The organism is Oceaniglobus sp. K40-3 (assembly GCF_055808395.1).
The window spans coordinates 635,755-662,039 of sequence record NZ_CM147868.1 but is presented as its reverse complement, the minus strand read 5'-3'; the positions used below and the strand labels follow the sequence as shown (position 1 = coordinate 662,039).

Here is a 26,285-nt window from a genome sequence, read left to right as displayed (position 1 = left end):
GGGAAAGTAGACATGCGCCAGTTACTTGCATCACGCCGCTTCCGCAGGGTGACAATTCAGGCCGCTTTTATCGCCGTGGTGGTGTTTCTGGTGGTCGCTTTCGTGGTCGTCGGGCAGCGAAACATCGTGGCCCAGGGGATCGCGACGGGGTTCGGGTTTCTTGACCGCACGACCGGTTGGCCGATCAACTTTTCCGTTATCGACGTCAGCGCAAGATCGACCTACGCGAGGATCATTCTCGCCGGGCTGCTCAACACGATGCTGGTGGGATTTCTGACGCTGATCTTTGCCAATATTCTTGGCGTCCTGCTCGCCCTGCTCAGGGTTTCGGGCAATACGTTGATGAAACTTGTCGGGACAACCTATGTCGAGGTGTTCCGAAATATCCCCGTCGTTTTGCAGGTTTTCTTTTGGTATGCGGTGCTGACCCATCTGCCCGGCCCACGCGATGCGCACAGCCTTTTGGGTGTCGCGATGCTGTCGAACCGGGGGATCGTGCTGCCCAGTGTTCCGTTGGTTGAAAACGGTCTTGTCTGGCTTGCGCTGGGGATCGTGGCCGCCGGTCTGTGGCTGTGGCTGACCCGTGGGCGTCTGTCGGGCGCGCTGCGCTTTGGTGTTGCGGCCGGCGCGGTCGCACTGCTGTTTGTTGTTCTCGCCGTGCTGGGGCATCAGGCAGGCGAACCGGTTCTGTCACTGCCAAGGCTCAAGGGGTTGCGGATTGCGGGGGGTGTCACGCTCAAACCAGAAATGACGGCACTGGTGATCGGGCTGGTGCTGTTTGGCGCGGCCTATATCGGTGAAATCATTCGCGGCGGACTGATCTCGGTCGACAGTGGCAAACTGGAGGCGGGGCGGTCCCTTGGGCTGAGCAGGTTTCAGATCAACCGGCTGATCCTTGTTCCGCTGGCGCTGCGTGCGTCGCTGCCCTCGCTGACCAATCAATATGTCTGGCTGATGAAGGCGACCACGGTCGGGCTTGCCGTTGGTTTCCCTGATTATTTCGCGGTGATTTCGACCGCAATCAACCAGAGCGGCCAGACGCTGGAACTTCTGGCGCTGTTGATGGGGGGCTTCATCGCGCTGAATTACTCGCTCGCCTTTGTGATGAACACGATCAATGACCGCCTGAAGATCAGAGGGAGACATTGAGATGAGCGATACCCTCAGCCCCCCGAGCAGCCAGACCGGGTTTGCCGCAATACTGCGCAAGCATTTCTTCGCGACAAGGTTCGATGCGGTGATGTCGGTTGCCTTTGCGGCGCTGATCGTCTGGGTCGCGGTTTCCCTGTTCGATTGGGCGGTGGTCAATGCGATCTTTCGGATCGAAAACCGCGATCAATGCACCCATGACGCGGGCGCCTGCTGGGCTGTGATCGAAAGCCGGGGCAGATTGATCATGTTCGGCCTTTATCCCTATGAGGAGCAATGGCGTTCCACCCTGTCCTGCCTTGTCATCATCGTGACAATGGCCCTGTCCTGTGTGTCGGTTTTCTGGTCTGTCAGGCGCCTTCCGGCATTGTGGGTTGGTGGTTTCGCCATTTTTGTCCTGCTCATGCGGGGCGGGTTCTGGAACATGCCGCTGGTGACTTCGGAACAATGGGGCGGATTGGCGCTGACGCTGTTTATCTTTTCGGCGGTGTTCGTGATCGGCATGCCGCTGGCGGTTGTATTCGCCCTTGCCCGACGTTCCGACCTGCCGGTGATCGCCCGCGCGTTCGGCCTGTTGATTGATTTCGTGCGCTCTCTGCCGCTTTTGACCATCCTGTTTTCTGCCGCTGTGGTTGTTCCACTGATTGCGCCCGACGCCCTTCAGGGGAACAAACTGATGCGCGTCGTGGTTGCCTATGCGGTCTTTTTCGCGGCCTATCAGGCAGAAATCATCCGGTCCGGCCTGCAATCCACCTCTGCCGGGCAAGAGGAGGCGGCAATCGCTCTGGGAATGCCCTATTGGTCATTGGTGCTGGATATTCTGCTGCCGCAGGCCTTTCGCAACACCCTGCCGTCGACCATCAATCAGGCGGTGATCACCTTCAAGGAAACCTCGATCGTGACCTTCGTGGGGTTTTTTGAACTGATGGCCTCGGGCAATGCCGCGATCGGAACCGGCGAATGGGGCAACCAATATGTCGAGGTCTATGTGTTCCTCGCCTTCATCTATTTCATCTTTGTCTTTGGCCTTTCACGCTATGGCGCCTGGCTGGAAACCCGTATGAGGCTCGGCCATGGCTGAACAGGCGATCTCCATAAAATCGGTTCACAAATACTTTGGCACCTACCATGCCCTGCGCGATGTCAGCCTTGATGTGCCGGATGGTCAGACACTGGTGATTTGCGGGCCTTCGGGATCGGGGAAATCGACACTGATCCGCTGTATCAATGGGCTTGAAACCTATTCCTCTGGCGCGGTTGAGGTTCTTGGCCTTGCGGTGGGCGATGACCGGCACCTGTGCAATCTCGTGCGCAAACAGGTTGGCATGGTGTTTCAAAGCTTCAACCTGTTCCCACATCTGACGATTCTGGAAAATTGCGTGTTGCCGCAGATCCGCGCCCTTGGAACCCCGCGCGACGCCGCCATTGACGAGGCAATGGCACAGCTTTGCAGGATGCGGGTGGATGAACATATCGACAAATACCCCGATCAACTGTCGGGCGGACAACAACAGCGGGTGGCATTGTCGCGCGCGCTGTGCATGAAACCGAAAATCATGCTGTTCGATGAACCAACGTCCGCCCTTGACCCGGAAATGATTTCCGAGGTGCTGGATGTCATGCAGACCCTCGCGCGCGAGGATATGACCATCGTTTGTGTCACCCACGAAATGGGGTTTGCCCGCGCGGTCGCTGACCGCGTGATCCTCATGGCCGAAGGCCGGATCATCGAGGAAGGCACCCCCGAACAGATGTTTTCCGCCCCCACCCACCAGATCACCCGCGATTTCATGAAGGCGGTCCATCGTTGAACCATGTTGCCCGCCAGCCATCTGCGGTGCGGCCCGACAAATTGCTGAACACTCTACTGATCAAGAAGGAAAAACCGATGCACGACGACAAACAAACCTCGCACGATTCGGCTGACGACCCGCGCAATCTCGACACCAAGGTCTATGTCAACGGCGAGATCGTACATCGCGACGAGGCCAAGATTTCGGTTTATGACAGTGGTTTCATGCTGGGCGATGGCATGTGGGAAGGGATGCGCCTTTATAACGGCAAATGGGCCTTCTTCGAGGAACACATGGATCGCTTTTTCGGCTCGTGCCATGCTGTTTCCCTTGATGTGGGCATGGATCGCGCCGGTATTCTTGACGCGCTGACCCGCACCGCCGAGGCCAACGGCATGACCGACGATGCCCACTGCCGTCTGATGCTGACCCGTGGCAAGAAAAGCAAACCCTATCAGCATCCCTCGCTCAGCCGCTCTGGCCCGACGCTGGTGATCATCATGGAACATTCCAAGCCTGCCCAATCGCTTCTGACGCGCGGCATCAATCTGGCAACGGTTCCCCAGGTGCGTGGCCTGCCGATGAGTCAGGACGCCAAATACAACAGCCATTCCAAACTGAACTGTGTGATTGCCTGCATTCAGGCCCAACAGGTTGGTGCCGATGAAGGGCTGATGCTTGATCCGCACGGCTTTGTGAACACCACCAATGCCTGCAACTTTTTCATCGTCCGCAAAGGCGCGGTTTGGACATCGACCGGCGATTACTGCATGGCCGGCGTGACCCGGCAAAAGGTGATTGATATCTGTCACGCCAACGACATTCCGATCTTTGAACGCAACTACTCGCTTTATGAAACCTACAGCGCGGACGAAGCCTTCATGACCGGAACCTTCGGCGCCCAAACCCCCGTGGGCATGATTGACGGCAAGAAAATCGGCAACGGCGAACGCCCGGTGATGAACCGCATCCGCGAGCTTTACAAGGATCTCGTGCGCGCTGACACAGGGGCCACCCTATGAAGTCGATCAATGAACGGGGCATGATCGTCATTGGGTGCGGTTTCATGGGCAAGGCCCTGATTGAAGGCTGGATCGACGGCGGGGTCAGCCCCGCGGCGATCCATGTTCAGGATCCCGCGCCCTCGGAATGGTTGAAAGGGCAGAACAGCCTGCACCTGAACCAGCCGCTCCCTGCTGATCCGGCAGTTTTGGTCATCGCGACCAAGCCGCAAATTCTGGATCAGGTTCTGCCGCCACTGGCGCAGTTCGGCAATGGCGAAACCATCGTTCTGTCCATCGCAACGGGTGCGCCGCTGGCCTATTTCGAAACGGCCTTTGGTGCGAAAACCCCCATTGCGCGGGCCATGCCGAACCTGCCCGCCGCCGTGGGGGCCGGTGTCACCGTGTTTGTGCGCAACGCCAATGTCAGCGACGAACAACGCCAAATCGTGACCGCGTTGTTCGATGCGGTCGGCGTGGCGCTTGAACTGGAGGACGAGGCCCTGTTGCACGCCGTAACGGGCATTTCCGGTTCCGGCCCGGCCTATGTGTTTGCCATGGCCGAAGCGATGACCAAAGCGGGCGAAACGATGGGCCTGCCCCGCGAACTGGCAACCACCCTTGCTATCCACACCATCGCGGGGGCCGGAAAGATGCTGTGTGACACCGGCACCGAGGCCGGTGATCTGCGCCGGGCGGTCACCTCCAAGGGTGGCACAACCGCCGAGGCCCTGAAACATCTGATGGCCCCCGAAACCGGGCTGTTCGATCTGTTGGAAAAGGCCGCGGCCGCCTCGTGCAACCGAAGCATCGTGACCTGCCCCCGGAAGTTCCCTCAATCTGATGTAGAGTCTGCCCAACCTGAAGGAGCAGACGAGATGAGGAAAAGCCGTTTTACCGATGCGCAGATAATCGGGATGATCAAAGAGCAGGAGGCTGGTTTGCCAACCGCTGATCTGTGCCGGAAGCATGGCCTGAGCCCTGCGACGTTCTACAAGCTGAAGGCCAAGTATGGCGGGATGGATTTGTCCGATGCTAAGCGGCTGAAGCAGCTCGAGGATGAGAACGCGAAGCTGAAACGCCTAGTGGCAGATGTCATGCTGGACAATGTTGTGCTGAAGGATCTCCTGGGAAAGCCCTGACGACGCCGATGCAACGGCGGGACGCAGCGCTGCGGGCGATGCGGGATCATCCGATCTCTCAACGCCGGGTCTGCGTCCTGATCGGTGTCGATCCCAAGACCGTGCGGCGCGAAAGATCGCCCGATAATCCGGAGGTCCGCCTGGAAATGAACAAGATTGCTGAGAAACGGCGCCGGTTCGGTTACCGGCGCATTGGCGTCCTGCTGGAGCGCGTGGGCATGATTATGAACGAAAAGAAACTTTACCGAATTTACCGGGAAGAGGGTCTGTCAGTGCGCCGCCGTAGAGGCCGGAAACGGGCGCGAGGCAGCCGCACACCGATGCCAGTGCCATTGCGCCCGAACCAGCGCTGGTCCTTGGACTTCCTGTCCGACACCTTCGGAGCCTGTCGCAAATTCCGCATCCTGGCTGTGAACGACGATTGCTGCCGCGAAAACCTATGCCTGGTCCCGGACACGAGCATCTCCGGGGCCAGGGTCGCACGGGAGTTGGATGCGCTGGTCCGGATCTATGGGAGGCCCGCCTGCATTGTCTCGGACAATGGCACCGAGTTTACCAGCAAAGCGATCCTGAAATGGGCAAACGACAACAAGGTCGAGTGGCATTACATCGATCCCGGCAAGCCGCAGCAGAACGGCTACATCGAGTCATTCAACGGCAGCCTCCGCGATGAATGCCTGAACGAAGAGATCTTCGACACCTTGGCAGATGCCCGCCGAACGCTGGCCCTCTGGCGCTACGATTACAACAACGTCAGGCCACACTCATCGCTCGGCAACAAGACCCCAGCAGAAGCGCGCCGGGCGCTTGACCTACATGATGGCACCGCGCCCGGCGCGCTTGCCACACCCGAAATCGACGACTATCAAACCCAAGGACTCTCGTTATGAATGAGGGACGACCGGGGGGCAGGTCAATCGCGTTGAGCCAACCCTGATATCGCAGCGTGGCGTACATTTTCAGGCGGTGGCGCAAGTACAGCGCCAGCGCAACATCATATCAACAGCTTGAAATGGTGGGTCGTGAGAGGCTCGAACTCCCGACATCTTCGGTGTAAACGAAGCGCTCTACCAACTGAGCTAACGACCCGTGGCGCGGGATGTAGCGCAACGACGGGTAGGAGCGCAAGAGGGAGTCTCGCACCGAAGTGCGGTTAATCCCATTTGCGCCCCCGATGGGTTATGAAATCATGCCCCAGCGCCGCACGGTGACACGCTCGATCGGGACAAAGATCAACCGGTCCATCACCAGCCACAATATGCCGATCAGCAACATGCCCAGAACGACGATCTGGGATTGATACCATTGCACGGCTTCCAGGGTGATGTATCCGATGCCAGAAGTTCCCGCGATCATCTCGCCGGCAACCAATGCGCGCCATCCATAGGCCATGGAAGTGCGCAGCCCGACAATAATCTGCACAAGCGCGCCGGGGATGATCACATCGGTCAGAATGTCACGCCGACTGGCGCCATGGGTAAGGGCCGCGCGATACAAAACCGATTTGATTGATTGCACCCCAACGACGCTGGAATAGATCGAGGCGAAAAAGATGGTGTTGGCGATCACGAAAATCACCGCCCCCTGCCCCACACCGAACCAGATGATCGCCAGTGGCACCCATGCAATACCGGCAATGGATTGGAAAAAGCTCAGAACCGGTTGAAGGATTTCGGCCACCTTGCGGTTCATCGCGATCAACAGCCCAAGGGGAATTGCCACCGCATTTCCGATGATGAACCCGGTCATCAACCGCACAAGGCTGCCGCCAACCTGGGTCCACAATGTTCCGTCGGCAAGCATCTTGAACAGGACATCAAGAACCTTTGCAGGGCTGGGCAACTTATAGCTGGGAATGGTCCAGATATTCGGGGCGATATACCAGACTGCCAAAAGCACAATGAACGGCAGCGTTCCCAGCACATATTTGCGGCGGTTCGGGTGCATTATTGCCTTGGCAGCCATCATTCGCCCCCTCGGATCGGATCAGGCCCCAGCGTTCGACTGTTGCACGCTCGATCGGCCTGAGAAACAGCCGGTCCATGAGAAGCCACAGCACCCCCATGCAGATCATTCCGACGATCACCCGGTCGGTCTGACGTGTCGAGGCGGCATCGAAAATCATGTACCCCAAGCCCGACGGCGCTGCGATCATCTCGGCAAAGATCAGCCCGCGAAACGCAAAACCGGCGCCGACACGAAACCCGGTAAAGATGTTGGGCAGGCTTGAGGGCAGGATCACGTCCCGCAGGACATCGCGCGTTGTGCCGCCATTGGTCCGGACCATCTTGATCAGAACATCGGGCACCGATCTTACCCCGGTCAGAGTGTTATAGAGTATCGGAAAGAACACAACATAGGTCAGTGTGACCAAAATCGTTTTCACCCCATAGCCCCACCAGATGACCAACAGGGGAATCCACGCAACCTCGACGATGGCATAAAAGAAATTGATGATCGGCCCCAGAAGTTCAGACCAGAATTTCGACAACCCGATCAGCACCCCGAACGTAACACCAGCCACCAGACCACAGGCAACGCCAACAACATACCGCCCGACACTGTCATAGGTATATGAGGTCAGAATGCCCTTGCGCAGAAGATCGACAAAGGCGGCGAACACATCCTTTGGGGCAGGATAGAAATAGGGCGGCAGATCAATAATCCAGACAGAGATCTGCCATGCGATCAGCACCACCAGAAATCCGGCGACCCCGCGTGTGACGGGGCCCAGCTTTCCCAGCCCCGGAAAGGTGGCGATGGCGGTTGGTTGCGCGGTTGTATCACTCACGATTCATCTGCCTTCAACTGAACGATTTTGGCGACCCAGTAATTGCGCGCAAGCGCGCGCACATTTTCGGCGGGGGCATCCAGAATTGTTGCGTGATCATCCTTCCACCCCAGATACCGCCCGGTGTCCTGAAACATCTGGAGATGAAATTTTTCCGGCTGGAAATTCAGAAACACCTCGATGTCCATCCGGCCCTGCGCTGTCAGGCTTTCGCCCAGTGTTGCCTTTTCCCAGCTGAACGCGGCAATCTGCCATGCCAGCGTGAACATCAAAAGACAGACAAGCGAGGCGATCGGCAGACGATAGGGTTTCCAGACACGATCACGCTGCGCACTCATGCCGCAGCCTTTGATCTGACCAGACCCAGAACATGGTCGCGCAATACATCATACCGGGGGTTAGAGCCGATGGTCGCCCAGTGGCGCTCGTTGCGGGGAATGTCGATATCGACAATTTCCTTTACCCGCCCCGGTCCGGGGCTGAGCACGACCACGCGATCCCCCAGAAACACCGCCTCCTCGACGGAATGGGTCACGAACAGCACCGTGATCTGATTTTCGTTCCAAACCCTGAGCAGTTCTTCCTGTAACGAAAGCCGGGTCTGTGCATCGACCGCCGCAAAGGGTTCGTCCATCATCATGATCTTTGGGCGATTGGCGAGGGTCCGCGCGACGGCGACACGCTGCCGCATTCCGCCCGACAATTCATGCGGATATTTTTCGGCCGCCGCTTCCAGCCCGGTGAGGCGCAGAAAATCAAGCGCGGTCTTCAGCCGCTCCGCCTTGGCGATGCCGCGAAATTTAAGCCCGAGCGCCACATTTTCAATCACGGTTTTCCAGGGCAGCAACGCGTATTCCTGAAAGACCACCCCACGATCCGCCCCCGGCCTGACAATCGGTTTGCCATCAAGCAAAACCGTGCCTTTGGTCGGGGGCAGAAACCCGGCGATGGTGGAAATCAAGGTGGATTTGCCACAGCCGGACGGACCGACGACACAAAGAAACTCATTGTCCCGCACATCCAGGGTCAGGCCTTCGACGGCGACATGCACCTGATTGCGTTCTTCGTTGACGTATTCAAGCGTTACATCATTGATGTCGATAAGCACTTTGTTCATCGGTCCGCTCTCCTACTTGACCTGAAGCTCGGCCGGAATCGGCGGCAGATCGTCAAAGTATTCGGGCGCGTTCTGTTCGACGTAATCCAGGAACTGCGTGTCGATATAAGGGTTCGTGTCGATGACACTGTCCACCCGGCCCAGCGACATCAGGAACGGCAGCGCCTTGGCCTGATACATCTCATCGGTGTATTTCGAGATACGCGGGTCCATATTGCCGGCACGGATGGCCAGTTTCATCGTCGGCAGATCAATACCCTGAATCCAGCGCATGTTGATTTCGGCCGCGTCATCCAGATGTTCCCGGACCCACTGCTGGCTTTCGGCAAAGGCCATCATGAACCGGTTGAGCAGTTCAACGTCGTTTTCGTCGACCGATTTCGTGGTCAGGATCGTACCGGGGTCATAGCAGCTTGGGCAGTCGCCCATGATGACCCGCACCGCGCCATCAACCTTGGTCATCGCGGTTGAACCCCACGGCTCCCAGATCGAAATTGCATCGACATCACCCTGGTTCAGCGCCGTGACCAATTCCGCCGGTGCCACATTGACCAGCGTAACGTCGGATTCGGTGATGCCCTCTGCGCCCAACAGGCCAAGAACATATCCCTCGGCACCGGTGCCACGCGGCAGGCCGATTTTCTTGCCTTTCAGGCCAGCAATATCGCCCTCGGCAATGCCTTTGGCGACAATCGACTGGTTCGACGAATAATTATCGGCCAGCGGATCACCGTGCAGATGGCCGATCAGAACCAGCGGGAACCCCTGGGAAATCCCCGCAAGAAACGGCACCGATCCCATGACGTTCACTTCCTGGGCGCCATTAAGCAAACCGTTCAGCATATCGACGCCGGATTGATACATCTGCACCTTGGCATCCAACCCGTGCTTGGCGAAAATGCCCCGTTCGACGCCCGCAAAAACCGGGGCGTGATCAGTGGCAGTTGCCGCGCCGATGGTTATCTTCATCATATCTTGCGCAACCGCCGGCATCGCAAGCGATGCCATGACAGCAACAGCCGCAGTCAGTCTTTTAAACATTCTCAAGTTCCTCCCTAAACTTTAAGTGTTGTCGTTGCTGATCAGCCTTTCGTCGGGCTGAGATAGTTGGAATCTGGCGAAAATTCCCAGAAATGGGTGCTTTCAGGCTGGGTCTGGCGTGCCCATTCGGCCATCAGGTTTTTCTGAACCCGCAGGCGGGCCATCCTGTCGCCAATCTCGTCAACGTCCCAGCCATCGCTCAGACGTGCCATCAATTCAGCCAGTTTTGCGGCATGGGCCGGATCACCGGCCAGATCGTGCTGTTCTTGCGGGTCGGCGTGCAGATCAAACAATTGCGGCGGTTCGCTGTCATAGCTGACCAGTTTCCACTGGTGATCGCGCATCATGCGCTGGCGCACCGCCCGCTTGCCGGTCCAATCGGGCACGGTATCGGTGCAATATTCGCTGAAAGTGACATTGGCCCAATCCTGCGCCTTGCCGCAGGCCAGCGGCCAGAAACTCTTGCCATCCGCAAAAGGAAGCTGTGGCGCGCCGACCGCCTCCAGCATCGTTTGCGACAGGTCCACCAGATTGACCACCTCATCGCGCACGCTTGCGGCGGGGATCACCCCGGGTAACCGCATGACAACCGGAACCTTGGCGGATTCGTCGTACATGGTGTGTTTCCACCACAATCCGCGATTCCCCACATGATCGCCGTGATCCGAAGCATAGACGATCAGCGTGTCGTCAAGCGCGCCGATTTCTTCGAGGGTGGCCAGCAGTTGACCGATCATGCCGTCCATCTGCTCGACCAGCGCCCAATAGGCGGCGCGGCATCGCCTTGCCGTTGCGGCATCAATATCCAGAATCTCGCGGTTTTCGCGCCACCAATGAAGATAGGGATGTTCCTGATCCGCGTCCGGCGCCGGTGCGGGCGGCAGAACCTTGTCCGCGTATTTTTCGTACAGCGCGGGGTCGGCCACATAGGGCGCATGGGGCAGCATGTAACCAACCGTCAGGCAAAACGGTTTATCGTCCTGCTGCCGCTTTGGCGCCTGATGGCGCAGCCAGTCAACAGCCGCTTTTGTCACATCCTTGTCCTTGGCCTGATAGGCGCTGGCGCCGGGGCCAGACCGGGACAGGGAAACCGGGTGCGGTTCATTGGTGTTTTCAAGCACGCCCATTGATCGCCGTGGCATACCGGGCCAGTTCGGGCTGTGATCGCCAACCAGACGTTCCGCATACCCATGGGTTTGATCCGGGCCAAGGGCGTGCATCCGCCCGACAAGAACGGGATGCAAACCCGCCGCACCCGCCGCCGCCGGCCAGGTGGGAATGTTTGACGCCAGAATATCGTCGTTCGTCCAGCACGATTGCGTCGAGGGCCAGCGCGCGGTCAGCATCGACATCCGGCTGGGCACACAGATCGGGGATGCGCAATACGCGTTGTCAAACCGCGCCCCTTCAGCGGCGATCCTGTCGATATTGGGGGTCGAAACCACCTTGTCACCATAGCATCCGGCAACCCTCTGGGCGTGCTGATCGGTAAAGATAAACAGCAGGTTCGTCATGTTCGCTTCAATCCCTTATGCCCAAGGCACGCTGCCATGATGTCGTCAGATGCGCCTTGAGCGCGACCACGGACCCCGCTTCATCTCCGGCTTCCAGAGCGTCGATAATCGCCATATGTTCCATCATGGCATCGGATACGCGGGTCGGATTGAAGGCGCGGTTCAGGCGGATAAGCTGAAGCTTGTCGCCCAGCACCCGATAGGTGTTCTGCACGATGCTGTTGCCATATCCATGGGCGATCGCCCGGTGCAGTGCCCAGTCAATTTCAAGCGCCTGATCCAGAACATCCTTGCGAATGTTGCCCTTTTTCTCCTCGTCGATAACCCATTCCGTCTGGGTGCGGATCAACGCAAGTTCGGGCTTTTGCACCTGCGCCAAATATCGTGGCAGTGCCGCCAGTTCGATCATCACCCTGAATTCAAAGGTTTCGTTGATCAGGGTCAGATTGATATCCTGAATTTGAATGCCACGCTGCGCCAGAACCTGAACCAGTCCTTCAGTTTCCAGCCGCTTTAACGCCTCTCGCAGGGCACCCATCGGAACATCCAGCAATTCACAGAGCTTGCGCTGTGACACAAACTCGCCCGGGGAAAGCCGCCCATCAAGGATCGCACTGCGAAACCGTGCATGCGCCACCTCGCGCAGCGGCAGCGATGTCTCCTCTTTTGAGGGAAGAACTGCGTTCATCGTTACAACCACCGCTCCTGATCTCTCGCCAAACTGGTCCTGGAACATCCACTGTGTACTTAATGTTACCTAATTGAGTACTCAGTGCGTACTCTACAGTCAACCCATTTCCTGCACGCAGTATTTCGCCGCGCCGATTATGATCGGCGCGGCCATTTGTGGGGTGATTTTTGGCAAAGGCGGGATGTCGGCGATCACCAACTGGCCCCGCGGGTTTCGCCGGGCTTGATTGGCAAGCAAAGGAACACTGCTGACGACTGAAAGCGGGTCAGCCGGCCTTGCGGCCAGCCTGATGTTGCGGGCGCACCTGCCTGGTCAGGGCGCCTTTTCTTCGCTTTCCGGCACAATTTCGGCGTCCAGAGGCTCCGACACATCGGCGTCGGGTGACGCATCTTCAACGTCGTCGTCGCTGGGCGCCTGTGCAATCTGCCCGACGATAAGCGGAAGCATTTCCGTGCTGCTGGGCATCGCAACCTCACCGGCCTTGGGCACCGTCCACGACAAGGTGTCAAAGGCCCCGCAAGTGTCGCATACAGGCGTCCAGCCCGCATGGATCGTATGGCAATTGTCACACACCCACTGCGGCCCGCGCGACACGGTCAGCGCCCGGGTCAGCCAGCCGCGCACGATGGCATCGTCGGCGCCTTCGCCCCGTTCGATCGCCGCCATGATCGTGACCGACCGCGCCGTCGGATCAGAGGTGGCCAGATCACCCAAGGCACGGCGCGCGGCGGGAAAATCCTCGGCCGCGATGTAAAGCTCGGCCAGCAGCATTTTCGTTTCGGGGTTCTCGGGCTTGGACCGGGTCAGCACACGAAACCGCCTGATCCGCTCATTTGGCGTTTCCGTCGGTTCGATCTCGGCAAAGGCGGCGGCCAGATCGGGATGAGGCCGCGCCTCCCACGCTTTGCGCAGCACCCTTGTGGCATACTTCAGCTGGTTGTTCTGGATGTATCCGCGCGCAGCCATCACCGCAGCCGGGATCAGATCGGGCGACAGACGGTTGGCCTCGATCGCCGCCTCGCGCGCTTCGATGCTGTTGCCTTCGGCCAGGACGTCGCGCGCTTGGGAAAGCGCCAGAACCGCATCGCGCCGCTTGTGCACATCGCGCGGCAGTGTGCCGTATTTCAGCTTGCTGCCCAGCGTCTTGCGCGCACCCGACCAGTCGGCATCGCCGGCCTGAAGCTGCAACAACAAATCCTGCGTTTCGGCGTGTTTCGGTTTCAGCGCAAACGCCTTTTCCGCCAGTTTCAGCGCCGTCGCCGTATCGCCTGCCGCCAGCTTTTGTTTCAACAACCCGCGCACACCGACAAACCGGGTCCGGTCATCGACCAGAAGGTCTTTGTAAACCGCCTCGGCCTTGTGTTTGTCACCGACCATTTCCGCGGCCTGCGCCGTGATCAGATTGGTCAACTCGGGGCGGTGCAGGTATTTTTCCGCCTTCGCCGCCTTGGACATGGCCAATTTTCCCTCACCCGAGGCAAGGGCCATCATCCCATCGGCAAGGGCCTGAAACCCTTTTCGTTCGCGGTTGCGGTCGAAATAGCGCGAAATAGCGGTTTCATCGCCGTTCAGGAACCGGATCAGCGCCACAAGAAAGCTGACGATTTTCAGGATGATCCACACCGCCAACAGCAAAAGCAGCGCGGCAATGACCAATTGCAGCGGGCCGAGGGTGAATTCGATGTTGCCGATCGACACGATCACGCCGCCGTCGGTTTCCATCAACTGACCGGCGCCCAGCGCCAGCCCCGCAACGATACAGATGAACAGGACGAATTTCAAAAGAGACCAGAGCATCAATATCGTCCTCAGTTGCTGTGCAGAGTGGCGTTGAGATCGGCCAGTGCCGTTTCAGCGTCAAGCCGGGCCTTGGCGCGGGCCGACCAATCGGCCATTTCGGCCTGTCCGACGTCGGGCAGGGTGGCAATCTCGCTCAGGGTGGTGGCCAGATCACCGGTTTTCAACGCCGCTTCGGCGCGCGACAGGATCGCGTCGGCATCATCGCCCTCTTTCGCATCAAGCGACCGCGCGCCTGTCTGCGCCTTGAGGAAATCCCCCAACCGGTCAAGCGCCCCACCCCCGAATTTTCGCGGATCGACACCGCAAGGGCACGACGCGCAGCCGCAGGATAATCGGCCTGCAAGGCGCTGAGCGTGGCAACGCCCTTTGGCGCCACATCGCCAAGCGCTGCGGGGGCATCCACATCACCGGCGGTTTTCAGGGACGAAACCGCATCGACAAAGGGTTCGCCATTCTCCAGCGCCGCCGAAATCTGCGCCAGCGAGGCCTGAACCGTGATCCGCCGTGTTTCATCCGCAGCCGAAGAGCGCGCCGCATCGGCCGAGGATTTCGCGTCGGCAATCGCCGCGCGCTGATCGTCCAATTCCTTTTGCAAGGTGGCCAGTTGCGCCTCATAGGCCGACATGGCCTCGTTCGACGCACCGGCATCTGCGGCCTGCCTGGTCAGCGTTTCGATATTGGCCGCGAGGTCATCAACCCGCGTTTCCAGCGTTGCAATGCGCGGCTCAAGCCCCGGATCGGCAGTTTCACTGGCAGCGCCTTCATTGGCCACCGGGGCAGGAAGGTTTTCGACCTGCTCACGCAGGGCGGCCAGATCCTCTGCGCTGGCGCTGGCATTTGCCGCTTGCCCGGCTGCTTTCGCCGCGTCTTCGGCGGCGCTGATTTGCCCGGCGAGCGTTTCGATCCGGGCCGATTGATCGGACATGCGCGCTTCGATCTGCGCCAATCCATCATCGCCAGAACCGAAAATATCGTATTTTGCGGCGCCATAGCCAATCAGCCCGGCAATCACCCCGCCCAACAGCAGCGTGACAAACCCCGGACCTTTGGCGATTCGCGGCTGTTCGACCGGTTCCGGCGGAATGACCAATGCCGGTTCGGCGGCGGGTTCCGGCGTCGGTTCAAAAGCGGCCTCGTCAGCAGGCGCATCATCCGGCGTTGCGGCATCCTGCGGCGCAGGCTCTGTTGCCGGGGTATCTTCAGCCGGTGCCGTTTCCACCGGATCATCCGGGATGGCAGGTGTTGAATCGGCGGTTTCTGGCGTTTCCTCGACGGTGCTGGGCGGTTCCTCGGGGGTTTCCGGACTCGGCTCGCCGGTGTTGGCGTTACATCTGCGATGGTGGTTGGGGTGCCGTCAACCGGTGGCGTCGTCTCTTCCGGTACACTCGTCTTGGGCGTGGAAGATCGGGACGGAGATTTCCTGCGGTTCGTCGGTTTTGCCACGCTCAACACACCTTTCGATAACGGACCCGGGCGGGCCGGACTTTCTGCAATAAACACAGCTTATCTTTTCAACCCCCGGCCAACAAGACCGGTTCCATCAAGCAGCCGCGATGATACCGCGCAGCATCGAGGCGGCATCAGGGCTTTCAACCACCACCGGGTGCCCCGGCCCCGTCCATGCGGCAGCGGCGGCGGCGCTGATTGCGACGGGGAAAATGGCAGCGGTGGCCGAAGCCGCCTCTTGCGCCAGAAACGCCGCGCTGCGCGGTGAAAACAGCGGCAGGATCAAACGTTCATCCCTGTGCAAAAGGGCCTGCGCTGCATCGGACAGAGGCATTGGCACCTGATCGTAAACCACTGCCGCGCGCGCGGTCAGTTCTTTGGCATTGACCAGCGCCGCCAGATCGCCCGCGCTGTGCGCCCCGCGCAGATGCCACAGCAAACCGGTGGGGCGCACATCCAGCAACAGCGCCACCAGATCGCGCAGATCGCCCTGGGCAGAACGGCAGGTCATCCCGTGCTCACGCGCCACTTCGGCGGTTTTGTCACCCACGGCAAAGCCATCAAAGCCGCGCAGATCGAACTGCGCCGCAGCTTGGCGCACCCCATTGACCGACGTGAACACCAGCCTGTCCCCCGGCGCGGGATGGTTCGCCAGCGCGACGGGCAGAATATTCAGGATCGGTGAAATCGTAACCGGGCCAACAAAGCCCGCTGCGCGACAGGTTTCGGCAAAGGCCTGTGATTGCGCCAGTGGTCGGGTCAGAAGAAGGGTTGCCATGTTGTTCCCGGTTATTGTCTGGGCCACGCCCCGGTGATAGCTGCGGTCAGATAAACCCGCAACCGGAGCCGCCATGGAAACGCTGACCCTTCTTGGCATCGAAAGCAGCTGTGACGATACGGCAGCGGCGGTCGTGCGCCATGGCGACGGCATGCCACAGATATTGTCATCGGTCGTGGCGGGGCAAACCGCGCTGCATGCCAATTTCGGCGGCGTGGTCCCGGAAATCGCCGCCCGCGCCCATGCCGAAAAGCTCGATCATTGCGTGGAACAGGCACTGGCCGAGGCGCAATTGACGTTGCGCGATTGTGACGCGGTGGCGGTCACGGCCGGGCCGGGGCTGATCGGGGGTGTTGTCGGGCGTGATGTGCGCCAAGGGGCTGTGCGCCGGGTCTGGGCTGCCCCTGATCGGGGTGAACCATCTGGCCGGTCACGCCCTGACACCGCGCCTGACGGATATCGTGGAATTTCCCTATCTGATGTTGCTGGTGTCGGGGGGCATTGCCAGTTCCTGTTGGTTCATGGTGCCGATCGGTTTCAGCGACTGGGCGGCACCATCGACGATGCCCCGGGCGAGGCATTCGACAAAACCGCCAAACTTCTGGGCCTGCCGCAACCCGGCGGTCCGGCGGTGCAAGACGCGGCGCGCGCGGGCGATGCCAAACGGTTCGCCTTTCCCCGTCCCCTGCTTGACCGCGCCGATATGGATATGTCGTTCTCGGGGCTGAAAACCGCCCTGCTGCGCGAACGGGACAAGGTGATGGAAGGCGGCGCCCTGCGGATCAGCGACCGCGCCGATCTGTGCGCCGGGTTTCAGGCGGCGGTGCGCGATGTTCTGATCGCCAAGACCCGCCGTGCGATCACGCAATATCTGGCGCTGACCCCGGCAGCGCCGGTGTTTGCCGTCGCTGGCGGTGTGGCCGCAAACAGCGCGATCCGCGAAGGCCTGCAAAACCTGTGCGCCGAGACCGGCCTGCGGTTTCTGGCCCCGCCCCTGCCCCTATGCACCGACAACGCCGCGATGATTGCCTGGGCCGGGATTGAACGTTACCGTCTGGGCCTGTTTGATGACATGGCCCTGTCGGCCCGGCCCCGCTGGCCGCTGGATAAGGCGGCGCAACCCATGCTGGGCAGTGGCAAAAAGGGCGCCAAGGCATAACCCCTTGCACCCCGTCCCCCGGCGCCTAAACTGCCGCCAAACACAAAGGAGAAAACCATGCGCGTGGCCCTGATTGCCAAGGACAAACCCGGAGCGTCGCAAGTGCGCGCCGACAACCGCCCCGATCATGTGAGTTATCTCAAGGCATCGCTGGTGGTGGAACGGGCCGGGCCGTTTCTGGACGATGCCGGGGAAATGTGCGGGTCGCTGATCGTGCTTGAGGTGGCCGATATGGCCGAAGCACAGGAATGGGCGGCCAACGATCCCTATGCCAAGGCCGGGCTGTTTTCCTCGGTTGAGCTGATCGCGTGGAATCAGGTGATCGGATGAAATACTGGCTGTTCAAATCCGAACCCTCCGTCTGGTCCTGGGATATGCAGGTCGCCAAGGGTGACGCGGGCGAAGAATGGGACGGCGTGCGCAATTATCAGGCGCGCAACTTCATGCGCGATATGGCGGTCGGCGATCTGGGGTTCTTCTACTTGCCGGAAGCATAGTGAAGCCACCACACACTAAAGGCATTGATATCAATATCTTGCGCAAATCAAAACGACCCGTTTCAAAACTGCCCTTAAATTGGGGGCAGTTTTCATCTTTTAAGGAAACGCAATCTGGAACCTGCTCGACTTCCATCTCGCCTTGAAGATGCATTCAGTCGAAGTCATTCATACTTCACCACCAGATGCTCGCGCTCAGTGGGGTCGCCAACCCTAAGTGTTCTTAGGAGCCTTATTAGCGCTGTCTTCAGTCCGGTTTACTTCCGCGGCCCAGATACGAGGCCACCCATCTCGCACAGGATATGCCATTCATCTTCCTTTACCGGTTGAACCGAGAGGCGGGAGTTTTTGACCAAAACCATATCCGAGAGACGTGGATCAGTCTTGATCTGATCAAGCGAAACAGGTGTCGGCAGACTTTGGATCGCTTTAATGTTGACGCATTCCCAGCGTTGGTCTTCAGTCGTGCTGTCCGGGTGTGCTTCGGCTATAATCTCCACTATACCGACGATTTCCCTATCTCGTTGCGATAGGTAGAAGAAGCCTCGGTCGCCCACCTTCATCTCGCGCATAAAATTGCGCGCTTGGTAGTTGCGAACACCATCCCATTCCTCGCCCGCATCACCCTTCGCGACTTGATCCTCCCAAGACCAAGTAGATTTCTCAGACTTGAATAACCAGTAATGTTTTGACACTTGTCCCACCCTTCCTGTTTATAACTATCCAAGACTCAAGCCTCAAAAAAATCGGAGGTTCTTGTTCTTCGCACTATGAACTGCATTACCGATGTTTCAAAGGGTGAGCATTGGCATAAAGCGTGGCCTGCTTCAAATGAGTGACGGTCAGACTGGGGAATTTTGCAAAAATCTCTGTCACGGATTCTTGCTTAGAAAGACCTGCTATCTCGTAAACGCCGACCCTTGTTCCCCGCATAACTGGTGACCTGCCCCCCGGAAGTTCCCTCAATCTGATGTAGAGTCTGCCCAACCTGAAGGAGCAGACGAGATGAGGAAAAGCCGTTTTACCGATGCGCAGATAATCGGGATGATCAAAGAGCAGGAGGCTGGTTTGCCAACCGCTGATCTGTGCCGGAAGCATGGCCTGAGCCCTGCGACGTTCTACAAGCTGAAGGCCAAGTATGGCGGGATGGATTTGTCCGATGCTAAGCGGCTGAAGCAGCTCGAGGATGAGAACGCGAAGCTGAAACGCCTAGTGGCAGATGTCATGCTGGACAATGTTGTGCTGAAGGATCTCCTGGGAAAGCCCTGACGACGCCGATGCAACGGCGGGACGCAGCGCTGCGGGCGATGCGGGATCATCCGATCTCTCAACGCCGGGTCTGCGTCCTGATCGGTGTCGATCCCAAGACCGTGCGGCGCGAAAGATCGCCCGATAATCCGGAGGTCCGCCTGGAAATGAACAAGATTGCTGAGAAACGGCGCCGGTTCGGTTACCGGCGCATTGGCGTCCTGCTGGAGCGCGTGGGCATGATTATGAACGAAAAGAAACTTTACCGAATTTACCGGGAAGAGGGTCTGTCAGTGCGCCGCCGTAGAGGCCGGAAACGGGCGCGAGGCAGCCGCACACCGATGCCAGTGCCATTGCGCCCGAACCAGCGCTGGTCCTTGGACTTCCTGTCCGACACCTTCGGAGCCTGTCGCAAATTCCGCATCCTGGCTGTGAACGACGATTGCTGCCGCGAAAACCTATGCCTGGTCCCGGACACGAGCATCTCCGGGGCCAGGGTCGCACGGGAGTTGGATGCGCTGGTCCGGATCTATGGGAGGCCCGCCTGCATTGTCTCGGACAATGGCACCGAGTTTACCAGCAAAGCGATCCTGAAATGGGCAAACGACAACAAGGTCGAGTGGCATTACATCGATCCCGGCAAGCCGCAGCAGAACGGCTACATCGAGTCATTCAACGGCAGCCTCCGCGATGAATGCCTGAACGAAGAGATCTTCGACACCTTGGCAGATGCCCGCCGAACGCTGGCCCTCTGGCGCTACGATTACAACAACGTCAGGCCACACTCATCGCTCGGCAACAAGACCCCAGCAGAAGCGCGCCGGGCGCTTGACCTACATGATGGCACCGCGCCCGGCGCGCTTGCCACACCCGAAATCGACGACTATCAAACCCAAGGACTCTCGTTATGAATGAGGGACGACCGGGGGGCAGGTCAATAAGGCCAGCCTCAGGGTCGAGCGTCAGCACATCAATATAGGCGATTTCGGCCTTAAATGACCGATCTTTTATAGCGTCCCAACCGCAGGCCAGCAGGCCTGCTCTGTTCCAATCTATAAATGTCTGGAGAAGCGGCTTTAGGCTTCTGTCGGCAGCTACACCTTTTGAAAAAAATAGGCTTCCAACAGCTCACCGTTAATTTCTTTCAGTGGAATACGTTCTTGAGCGTCGCGGTTACAATACTTCAAAAGGCGGTTTATCGCGTGCAATGATGACCTTACCGTGCTTGGCGCCGCAGCCATCAATAAATCGGCGAGCCCTTCACGAATTGAATGTGCAAGTGAAGGTTCGCAAACTTGTGAGACTGTATCCAAGATGAAATTGTAGGTTCTTCCTTCGCCAGGAATCTCCCAACGATTTGCACGAATATTGAATTCGTATCCATCGAGTGTATGGCGGAGGTCACCCTTTTCTGGGACCAGAAAACTTTGGGTAGGTTGGCACTCATCGTGGCCTTCAGCATCATCCATTTACTTTCCTATCGATCCCATTTTTCCTGTAACTTCCCGGCAAAACCCATTTTTGAGTCGGTTGGCGCAGTATCAGAACACCGCGTCCTCGTCTTGTGATCATGTGATCACCTCACGCCGAAGCCATACCTTCTCCATGACCTCTGCCGCATGCTCTGTCCATTGATCGCCAACATAGTGCGTAGGCATGTTTGACTGGTCGCTCCAGCCGTAAATATAGGTAGAGACCTTTCTCCATTGCTCTTGTGTCCATCCCTGCTTGACCGCCTCTTTAGCGAGGTCACGAACGCTTCCATGTCGCAAATCATGAGGCGCCAGCCGAGGCATTTCAGCGTAATCACATGCTTGGTAAACCTGTTGTCGAGCGCCACGTTTCGTTAGAGGACTTCCTGCGAAGCGAGGATTTCGGCTTAGACTTACAATGAGGAATTGGCTGTCGGTCACCTCTGTCAGATGAAAGTGCGCTTCGAGCCATAGCTGCAGATTTTGCCAACTCCGAGCATCGAGCCTAAGTAGCCGATCATGAGTCTTTGCATTTGGCTCATCTTCTCTTGGATCGTCAGGATCATTGTGTCGCCGAACAATCCTAATAGCACGGTTCATCCCATCTATATCGCAATTTTTGGCGATTGTATATTTGACAAACCCGTGAGGCGAAGGCAGAATCGGATTCTACCAAAGGGTGATTCGAGCGATGGCACTGTTTACCGTTACCTATGATCTTATTGCAGAGAAAGACTACGACAGCCTGATAGATCGGCTCAATGAATTGGACACCGTAAAGGTCCAGCTTTCGCAGTGGCTTCTAAACGCTGATAACACTGCGACAGAAATCAAAGACCACCTTGCGCAGTACGTCGATGACGACGACAAGTTGATGGTCATAGAGTTCAGCAAAAAGCCTGCTTACACGAAGGCGATAAAAGGGACCAACGATTGGCTGGCCAGGTTTTTCTAGCCTGCGTCTACGTCGCCACACTGACCACGCTTCCCGTAGGGAAGGCCGTCGATGTGGATGAGGACACCAAGCGCACGCGCGACAATGTGAATGATGGATTGCTTCATAGGTATCCAAATACCCCATTCTGCGGGGTAAATCAATACCTCACTCATCGTTTTTCTTGTCGTCCGGTTTCTGCTTCGCAAGCTTGCGCAAGCGCTCGTTGAAGCGTTCCTCGTCGTCGTCCGCCTCTAGTTCGCGGGCGGCCTCTTTGAACTTCTCAAGTTGGGTTTTGTTTCGCGTGTTCAAACAACTCTCCATCGGTTGAACTATCCGGATAACAGATGTTTAGTTTATTGCCGTTTCTGCATAAGAACTTACCCGACAGGTGCAGCAAATCATCGTTGTCGTATGTGTGCATTGTTTCCACGCTCCATCGAAGTGCAGAAGCCAAATGAACAGCGTCCTGATATTTACCCAATCCGGGTGTGTCACGCCAGAGTTGACGACCATTTTCGGCGATATCAACCGCCATTGGAATTGGTTTAATAAATTGCTGTCTGAATATATCAGATATCTTTTTTCCGTTATCTTCTGACATTGGCTTCTGAGCGGAGGATTCTTCACCAATTCGGCGGCACTCAATCATTGCCAAGGTGGACGTCCAGATTTCAGCCTTACCATCCCTTGCCCAGCCGTAGACGATCTCCAATTCGCGCTGTTTATCCGCCTCGCCATTTAGCAGTCCGATGAATGCACAGGTGTCCCAGTAGAATTTTCTAGGCTTAGCCACGGGCTTCACCTCTGACTAAGTCAAGGTGTTCGCCCATTGTCTTATCCCCCAGAAGATCAAAACTCTTGATGTCATTTATCGACACATCGGTCCAAGGTACATCTTCAAAATCTTCAATATCAGCGCGTTTTAAGTCACCATCGGAATTGTAGTGCAGTGCGCCGATCAGATTTACTCTACGTCCTTCCCAGACCTCGCTCCAATTATGCGCAGGCCCTACCTTTTTTGATAAATTTTCGGATAGAACGCATGTAAATTTCCTCTCAGAAAGTCTCTCAATAACGTCAAGTGCGGGCTTGCCATTCCACCTCGTGAGGCCAGAAATTTCGCCCTCAACAGTTCCGTATTCGGTGCGTTGCCAGTCAGGCTTGCTTTCCCGTTCGGCTATCTCAGCGCGCTCTATCGCAGCTTTTGCCTTCTTGGCATTCTGCGGGCGAATACTAAAGGGTTCGCCGCCAGAAAACACGATTTCAGTTCTGGTAATAGTGTTCGTGTTTCTCTCGATTACGCGTTTTATCGCAGACATGGAGTCAAGGATAACGCCGCCGACACGCCCTTCTAGGAGGTCTCTAACATCACTTTCTAAAAGGCTTGATACGCGGTTGGCTTCCAAGACAACCGATAGGTCTGGCCTAGAAGGGAATGGTTCAGCTACTAAGGTAAATGGGGGACTGTTCGTGTGGGCCTCGGTTAGACGCCACACGATTTGTCGTTCATTGGGGTTGATCGCCTCGGAACGTTCCAAGGCCTCAATCATGTCCAGTACTTGGTTCAGAGCATCAGACACAGTCAGGAATTCCCCGGACAAGGGGTCAGGGTAGACCGTAACTGAAAATGTCTTAGCCATTGCCGTTCCTTTTTGGTCGCTCTACGCGACCATTGATGAGCCACGGTAGGTCAGCCGCTTACCTTTGGCTGACACTAACAATTTAATGCCCCGTTGTGAATCATCTACCCCGTTTGCGACACGATTGTTGTAGCGGAAGTCGAACTCAGCCGCGTAGCGGTGCAGGTGCTGCTTGCCACAGTGCTGGTACACGCCCTTCATGCCGCGCTTAAAGATGCTGTAGAAGCCCTCGACCGTGTTGGTGTGCATCTCGCGGTCCTCAAGGTTCACGTACTCGCCTGCGCTGTGATTGGTCCAGCCGTGAGCGTCGAACACCTTGCCAGCGCCGATACCCTGATACTGGCGGGCTTCGTCCGTCATGACATATGCCTCGCGGGCGATGTTCTCTTGCAGGATCGGGATCAGCGTGGACTTCTTGAGGTCGTCAATGACGATGGACTTGGCGCGTTTGGTGGTGCGGTCCACGAGTGTCAGCATTTTCATCTTGTGGGAACCGCCACGAGCGTTCTTCGCCTTGGTGACGCCCGGCTCCTTGCCGATGAAGGTTTCGTCAACCTCGACGATGCCGCCGTTACCGCCAAAGCCCGCAAGCGCGCCGTCACGCATGCACTCGCGGATGCGGTGGGTCAGGAACCACGCGGATTTGTAGGTGATGCCCAGAACGCGGTGCAGCTGGTGGCTGCTAATGCCCTTCTTGCTGGACACCATCAGGTGAATGGCTTGCAGCCACAGGTGCATCGGCAGGTGGCTTTCCTCGAAGATCGTGCCCTTGCGAACGGTGAACTGCTTGCGGCATTCGCGGCACTTCCACAGACCGTGCCGCTCTTTGCCTTCCGGGTTCTTCTTGCTCGCCTTTGTGCGGACGCCTTCAAGCTTGTAGGCGCTATCAATCACGCCGCAGTGCGGGCAAACTGGACCATCAGCCCAGAGCATCGCTTCAACGTGCGCGAAGGCGGCAGCTTCGTCGTGCATGTATGGGGCGGAAAGAACGGACATGGCGAAAACCTCTAACTTGTTGACTCCAATATAGGAGTCCTAGCTGGGTTTGTCAAATATACAATCGCCCAATTTTTGATTTGAAGAACCTCACCCAAGCGCCCACCGTTCTTAGCGAGCAGATCCATCAGGACGCGATTTCTTAGAGCGATCGCTTCATTCTTCCAAATTTTCGAAAATTCTGTGGAGACCAGCCAAAGCTTAAATTTATCGAGATCAGCTGTTGGTGTTGGCTCGATCCTTGACATTGAAACTGCATTAGCATCGCTAAGTACTTCTTTTGCAATCGATCCATAACCGTACCCCCGTTTGGATCGCTTTCCTGTCTTGAAGGATGGCGAGAGGCGTTTACGCCTTTGTTCTGTCAATGTTTGAGAGGATCCTACCCTATTATGATAGCGATCACCCCATTGGCCAAGAAAACTCAAGTAGTCATTTACAAAATGTAGCCTGCGCCGAAACGTTCCTACATCGCACCTCTGGGCGTTTGCCAATCTCCTATTCAGGTTCAACGGCGTTGCCTTGGTGAGCACGCGTAGTTCCCTTGTTGTCAAATGTACGTAGTATTTCAGGCTGTCGACCTGTTCGGTAGATAGACAATCCTCGTAGAACATCGATTGCTCTACATTTACATCTACCAATTTGGCCCAAAGCCGTAACGCGATTACAGCGCCCAACGCTTGCTCCCGCGAAGCAAGCGTGAGCTTTTTCGGCGCGCCAAGGAATACGCCAAAGAGTATTGATCAATGGCACCGGTGTCATCGACAAGGTAGACGATGCGCTCGCCATGGTTGGCCCCTTTGGCGCATATGTGAATTTTCTTACGCAAACATTACTACCTTCAAAGGACTTCCACGCGGAAGATTGCGGGCTAAAACTGAGAAGTGCACCTTAGATCGGGCCGCAAGTCCGGCTTGATGAACGCCACCGCAATGGGTTCCTTGAGCCTGCACTCGCCTCTCAACCTTCCGTGAAAGCAGATAAAATTATGGGAGAATATCATGTCACCACCTTCGATTCGTTATTGACAATAAACTACAAGTATATGTTTCACAAAGTTAAAATTCTTGATACCATGACTCATGACACCTTTTACTTCGATTACTGAACTTGTAGAGATCCGGGACTGGATGGCATTCGGTAAAGGCCTTTCAGCTGCCTTGAATAACCCCAAGCGATACGGATTTACTGAAGCCAACCAATTGCTTGCACATGTTGCAAAGCTCCGAGGCGTCGAGGTAGCGAGCCTCAGGAACCCCCTCACAGCGATAAAATGGATGAAGAAAAACGCGCCTGAAATCCTTGCAATAGAAAATAATAAAATCTCCATGACAGGAGTTCTCACACTTTCTCAGATATCTACTGTTTCCGGAGCCTTGGCGGCTGAACTCTCATCCCAGTTTTTCGCAGGCAGTATGTCACGCAGGCAGTTAGAGATCGCCCTGAGAAGAGCGGAGGCTGAACAGGGCCGCCGAATTGCTGGGCATGACCGCATGAAACGCGCGGTTGGATTTGAAGAAGAAGTCTTTCAGTATCTTTGCGAGAACCCAGCTGATCTTGGTTTAGGTGCCGATGTGGAAATCGCTCGAACAAAGAGGGATTCACTCATACCATCGGATTTCTCCGTAATGCAAAACGATATCGTCGTGGCGCTCATCGAGTGTAAATCCCATCGCAAAACACTCCATCGCCGATACTTGGTAGAAACCCTTGCTATGGCAGCGCTACGGGCATCGAACCACACAAACTCAATTCTCGTGGTGCCCACCTCTTGGGGGCAGTCGATACAGGATCTTTTTGAACTTTGTTGCGATCTCCGGATCTCAAATGTCCGCGTTGCAAGCTTTGGCTCTACCGATGATCGGGATCCCAAATTCTCATACGAAAACGAATGACAATGTCCCGGTAGGCAACCTGCTTAAGCTTCCAATTCGTCACTCTGTCGTGCAACCTCTGCCCTCCCACCTAAGTAGCAAATCTTCGAGGACTGTATCAAAGCAAACTGTTACGTCTCGTCATTGCTTTAAGCCCTAAAGAACCCTTGGGGTCATTTGAGCTGCCTGCTTATAGCTT

The 26,285-nt window shown here is 57.1% G+C and carries 29 protein-coding genes, 1 tRNA gene and 2 pseudogenes; 12 read left to right on the top strand and 20 right to left on the bottom strand.

The genetic code is table 11. From position 1 onward, the window contains the following. Positions 1 to 12 precede the first annotated feature (12 nt). From AC0L7P_RS03475 to AC0L7P_RS03450, 6 genes and pseudogenes are all read left to right on the top strand, one after another. Entirely contained in the window at positions 13 to 1,149 is a 1,137-nt protein-coding gene (locus tag AC0L7P_RS03475) for an ABC transporter permease subunit (RefSeq protein WP_473434509.1), read from the top strand. Between the two features lies 1 nt (position 1,150). Continuing rightward, positions 1,151 to 2,230: an amino acid ABC transporter permease gene (locus AC0L7P_RS03470; protein ID WP_473434508.1), complete on the top strand. Its 1,080-nt coding sequence runs from the start codon at positions 1,151 to 1,153 to the stop codon at positions 2,228 to 2,230. After that, a complete protein-coding gene (locus tag AC0L7P_RS03465) occupies positions 2,223 to 2,960 on the top strand; it encodes an amino acid ABC transporter ATP-binding protein (RefSeq protein WP_473434507.1) in 738 nt (245 codons plus the stop codon). Before AC0L7P_RS03470 ends, AC0L7P_RS03465 begins: the two co-directional genes overlap by 8 nt. Positions 2,961 to 3,037: 77 nt before the next feature. Beyond that, positions 3,038 to 3,964 carry an aminotransferase class IV gene (locus AC0L7P_RS03460; RefSeq protein ID WP_473434506.1) on the top strand — a complete coding sequence of 309 codons (927 nt, stop codon included), beginning with the start codon at positions 3,038 to 3,040 and terminating at the stop codon, positions 3,962 to 3,964. Further along, positions 3,961 to 4,740, top strand: a pseudogene (gene proC / locus AC0L7P_RS03455) (pyrroline-5-carboxylate reductase); the annotation flags it as partial. The gene AC0L7P_RS03460 and the pseudogene proC, both read left to right, overlap by 4 nt. A gap of 81 nt (positions 4,741 to 4,821) precedes the next feature. Next, positions 4,822 to 5,975 (top strand): IS3 family transposase gene (locus tag AC0L7P_RS03450; protein ID WP_473432659.1). Its coding sequence is split into 2 segments (ribosomal slippage): positions 4,822 to 5,071 and positions 5,071 to 5,975, totalling 1,155 coding nucleotides; the frame shifts between segments, so codons are not numbered across the junction. A gap of 123 nt (positions 5,976 to 6,098) precedes the next feature. Here the strand turns inward: AC0L7P_RS03450 and AC0L7P_RS03445 are convergent. The 12 genes from AC0L7P_RS03445 to AC0L7P_RS03390 form a co-directional block, all read right to left on the bottom strand. After that, positions 6,099 to 6,174, bottom strand: a tRNA-Val gene (locus AC0L7P_RS03445). 90 nt (positions 6,175 to 6,264) lie between these two features. Further along, positions 6,265 to 6,927 (bottom strand): ABC transporter permease, encoded by a 663-nt coding sequence (locus tag AC0L7P_RS03440; RefSeq protein ID WP_473434505.1) that lies wholly within the window; start codon positions 6,925 to 6,927, stop codon positions 6,265 to 6,267. A gap of 1 nt (position 6,928) precedes the next feature. Beyond that, a complete protein-coding gene (locus tag AC0L7P_RS03435) occupies positions 6,929 to 7,876 on the bottom strand; it encodes an ABC transporter permease (RefSeq protein WP_473434504.1) in 948 nt (315 codons plus the stop codon). Then, complete coding sequence (locus AC0L7P_RS03430; RefSeq protein ID WP_473434503.1) at positions 7,873 to 8,214, bottom strand: hypothetical protein; 342 nt, start codon at positions 8,212 to 8,214, stop codon at positions 7,873 to 7,875. The genes AC0L7P_RS03435 and AC0L7P_RS03430 overlap by 4 nt, the downstream gene beginning before the upstream one ends. Then, positions 8,211 to 8,993, bottom strand: a complete 783-nt coding sequence (locus tag AC0L7P_RS03425; RefSeq protein ID WP_473434502.1) for an ABC transporter ATP-binding protein — start codon at positions 8,991 to 8,993, stop codon at positions 8,211 to 8,213. The genes AC0L7P_RS03430 and AC0L7P_RS03425 overlap by 4 nt, the downstream gene beginning before the upstream one ends. 12 nt (positions 8,994 to 9,005) lie before the next feature. After that, positions 9,006 to 10,034: an ABC transporter substrate-binding protein gene (locus AC0L7P_RS03420; RefSeq protein ID WP_473434501.1), complete on the bottom strand. Its 1,029-nt coding sequence runs from the start codon at positions 10,032 to 10,034 to the stop codon at positions 9,006 to 9,008. Positions 10,035 to 10,075: 41 nt separating this feature from the next. Beyond that, on the bottom strand, positions 10,076 to 11,548 hold the full coding sequence (locus AC0L7P_RS03415; protein WP_473434500.1) for a sulfatase family protein: 1,473 nt from the start codon (positions 11,546 to 11,548) through the stop codon (positions 10,076 to 10,078). A gap of 7 nt (positions 11,549 to 11,555) precedes the next feature. Beyond that, a complete protein-coding gene (locus AC0L7P_RS03410) occupies positions 11,556 to 12,236 on the bottom strand; it encodes a GntR family transcriptional regulator (RefSeq protein WP_473434499.1) in 681 nt (226 codons plus the stop codon). A 315-nt stretch (positions 12,237 to 12,551) separates the two neighbouring features. Next, entirely contained in the window at positions 12,552 to 14,036 is a 1,485-nt protein-coding gene (locus tag AC0L7P_RS03405; protein WP_473434498.1) for a heme biosynthesis HemY N-terminal domain-containing protein, read from the bottom strand. Positions 14,037 to 14,047: 11 nt separating this feature from the next. Beyond that, a complete protein-coding gene (locus AC0L7P_RS03400; RefSeq protein ID WP_473434497.1) occupies positions 14,048 to 14,203 on the bottom strand; it encodes a hypothetical protein in 156 nt (51 codons plus the stop codon). Then, positions 14,200 to 15,258, bottom strand: a complete 1,059-nt coding sequence (locus AC0L7P_RS03395) for a hypothetical protein (protein ID WP_473434496.1) — start codon at positions 15,256 to 15,258, stop codon at positions 14,200 to 14,202. The genes AC0L7P_RS03400 and AC0L7P_RS03395 overlap by 4 nt, the downstream gene beginning before the upstream one ends. Before the next feature lie 321 nt (positions 15,259 to 15,579). After that, positions 15,580 to 16,263, bottom strand: a complete 684-nt coding sequence (locus AC0L7P_RS03390) for a uroporphyrinogen-III synthase (protein ID WP_473434495.1) — start codon at positions 16,261 to 16,263, stop codon at positions 15,580 to 15,582. Between the two features lie 73 nt (positions 16,264 to 16,336). On the opposite strand from AC0L7P_RS03390, the gene AC0L7P_RS03385 reads away from it, so the two are divergent. From AC0L7P_RS03385 to AC0L7P_RS03375, 3 genes and pseudogenes are all read left to right on the top strand, one after another. After that, entirely contained in the window at positions 16,337 to 17,422 is a 1,086-nt protein-coding gene (locus AC0L7P_RS03385; protein WP_473434494.1) for a tRNA (adenosine(37)-N6)-threonylcarbamoyltransferase complex transferase subunit TsaD, read from the top strand. A 57-nt stretch (positions 17,423 to 17,479) separates the two neighbouring features. Beyond that, entirely contained in the window at positions 17,480 to 17,752 is a 273-nt protein-coding gene (locus AC0L7P_RS03380) for a YciI family protein (protein WP_473434493.1), read from the top strand. Further along, positions 17,749 to 17,904, top strand: a pseudogene (locus AC0L7P_RS03375) (EVE domain-containing protein); the annotation flags it as partial. The gene AC0L7P_RS03380 and the pseudogene AC0L7P_RS03375, both read left to right, overlap by 4 nt. 272 nt (positions 17,905 to 18,176) lie before the next feature. On the opposite strand, the gene AC0L7P_RS03370 reads toward AC0L7P_RS03375, so the two are convergent. After that, a complete protein-coding gene (locus AC0L7P_RS03370; protein ID WP_473434492.1) occupies positions 18,177 to 18,614 on the bottom strand; it encodes an EVE domain-containing protein in 438 nt (145 codons plus the stop codon). A gap of 85 nt (positions 18,615 to 18,699) precedes the next feature. Next, a complete protein-coding gene (locus AC0L7P_RS03365; protein WP_473434491.1) occupies positions 18,700 to 18,852 on the bottom strand; it encodes a DUF433 domain-containing protein in 153 nt (50 codons plus the stop codon). A gap of 72 nt (positions 18,853 to 18,924) precedes the next feature. Here AC0L7P_RS03365 and AC0L7P_RS03360 point away from each other — a divergent pair. Beyond that, positions 18,925 to 20,078 (top strand): IS3 family transposase gene (locus AC0L7P_RS03360; protein ID WP_473432659.1). Its coding sequence is split into 2 segments (ribosomal slippage): positions 18,925 to 19,174 and positions 19,174 to 20,078, totalling 1,155 coding nucleotides; the frame shifts between segments, so codons are not numbered across the junction. A gap of 183 nt (positions 20,079 to 20,261) precedes the next feature. Here AC0L7P_RS03360 and AC0L7P_RS03355 read toward each other — a convergent pair. Next, on the bottom strand, positions 20,262 to 20,636 hold the full coding sequence (locus tag AC0L7P_RS03355) for a hypothetical protein (RefSeq protein ID WP_473434490.1): 375 nt from the start codon (positions 20,634 to 20,636) through the stop codon (positions 20,262 to 20,264). A 694-nt stretch (positions 20,637 to 21,330) separates the two neighbouring features. Between AC0L7P_RS03355 and AC0L7P_RS03350 the strand changes: the two genes are divergently transcribed. Next, positions 21,331 to 21,594: a hypothetical protein gene (locus AC0L7P_RS03350; protein WP_473434489.1), complete on the top strand. Its 264-nt coding sequence runs from the start codon at positions 21,331 to 21,333 to the stop codon at positions 21,592 to 21,594. Between the two features lie 147 nt (positions 21,595 to 21,741). Here the strand turns inward: AC0L7P_RS03350 and AC0L7P_RS03345 are convergent, their stop codons facing one another. From AC0L7P_RS03345 to AC0L7P_RS03325, 5 genes are read right to left on the bottom strand one after another with little or no spacing between them, the layout of a single operon-like run. Continuing rightward, positions 21,742 to 21,885: a hypothetical protein gene (locus AC0L7P_RS03345; RefSeq protein WP_473434488.1), complete on the bottom strand. Its 144-nt coding sequence runs from the start codon at positions 21,883 to 21,885 to the stop codon at positions 21,742 to 21,744. Then, entirely contained in the window at positions 21,857 to 22,369 is a 513-nt protein-coding gene (locus AC0L7P_RS03340) for a type II toxin-antitoxin system VapC family toxin (protein WP_473434487.1), read from the bottom strand. The genes AC0L7P_RS03345 and AC0L7P_RS03340 overlap by 29 nt, the downstream gene beginning before the upstream one ends. Further along, on the bottom strand, positions 22,362 to 23,216 hold the full coding sequence (locus AC0L7P_RS03335) for a hypothetical protein (RefSeq protein WP_473434486.1): 855 nt from the start codon (positions 23,214 to 23,216) through the stop codon (positions 22,362 to 22,364). The genes AC0L7P_RS03340 and AC0L7P_RS03335 overlap by 8 nt, the downstream gene beginning before the upstream one ends. Positions 23,217 to 23,237: 21 nt before the next feature. Next, on the bottom strand, positions 23,238 to 24,212 hold the full coding sequence (locus tag AC0L7P_RS03330; RefSeq protein ID WP_473434485.1) for an IS1595 family transposase: 975 nt from the start codon (positions 24,210 to 24,212) through the stop codon (positions 23,238 to 23,240). A gap of 11 nt (positions 24,213 to 24,223) precedes the next feature. Continuing rightward, the gene (locus AC0L7P_RS03325) at positions 24,224 to 24,889 is read right to left on the bottom strand and encodes a hypothetical protein (RefSeq protein ID WP_473434484.1); all 666 of its coding nucleotides are present in this window, start codon (positions 24,887 to 24,889) and stop codon (positions 24,224 to 24,226) included. A gap of 405 nt (positions 24,890 to 25,294) precedes the next feature. Between AC0L7P_RS03325 and AC0L7P_RS03320 the strand changes: the two genes are divergently transcribed. Further along, a complete protein-coding gene (locus tag AC0L7P_RS03320) occupies positions 25,295 to 26,107 on the top strand; it encodes a hypothetical protein (protein ID WP_473434483.1) in 813 nt (270 codons plus the stop codon). Positions 26,108 to 26,285: the final 178 nt, after the last annotated feature.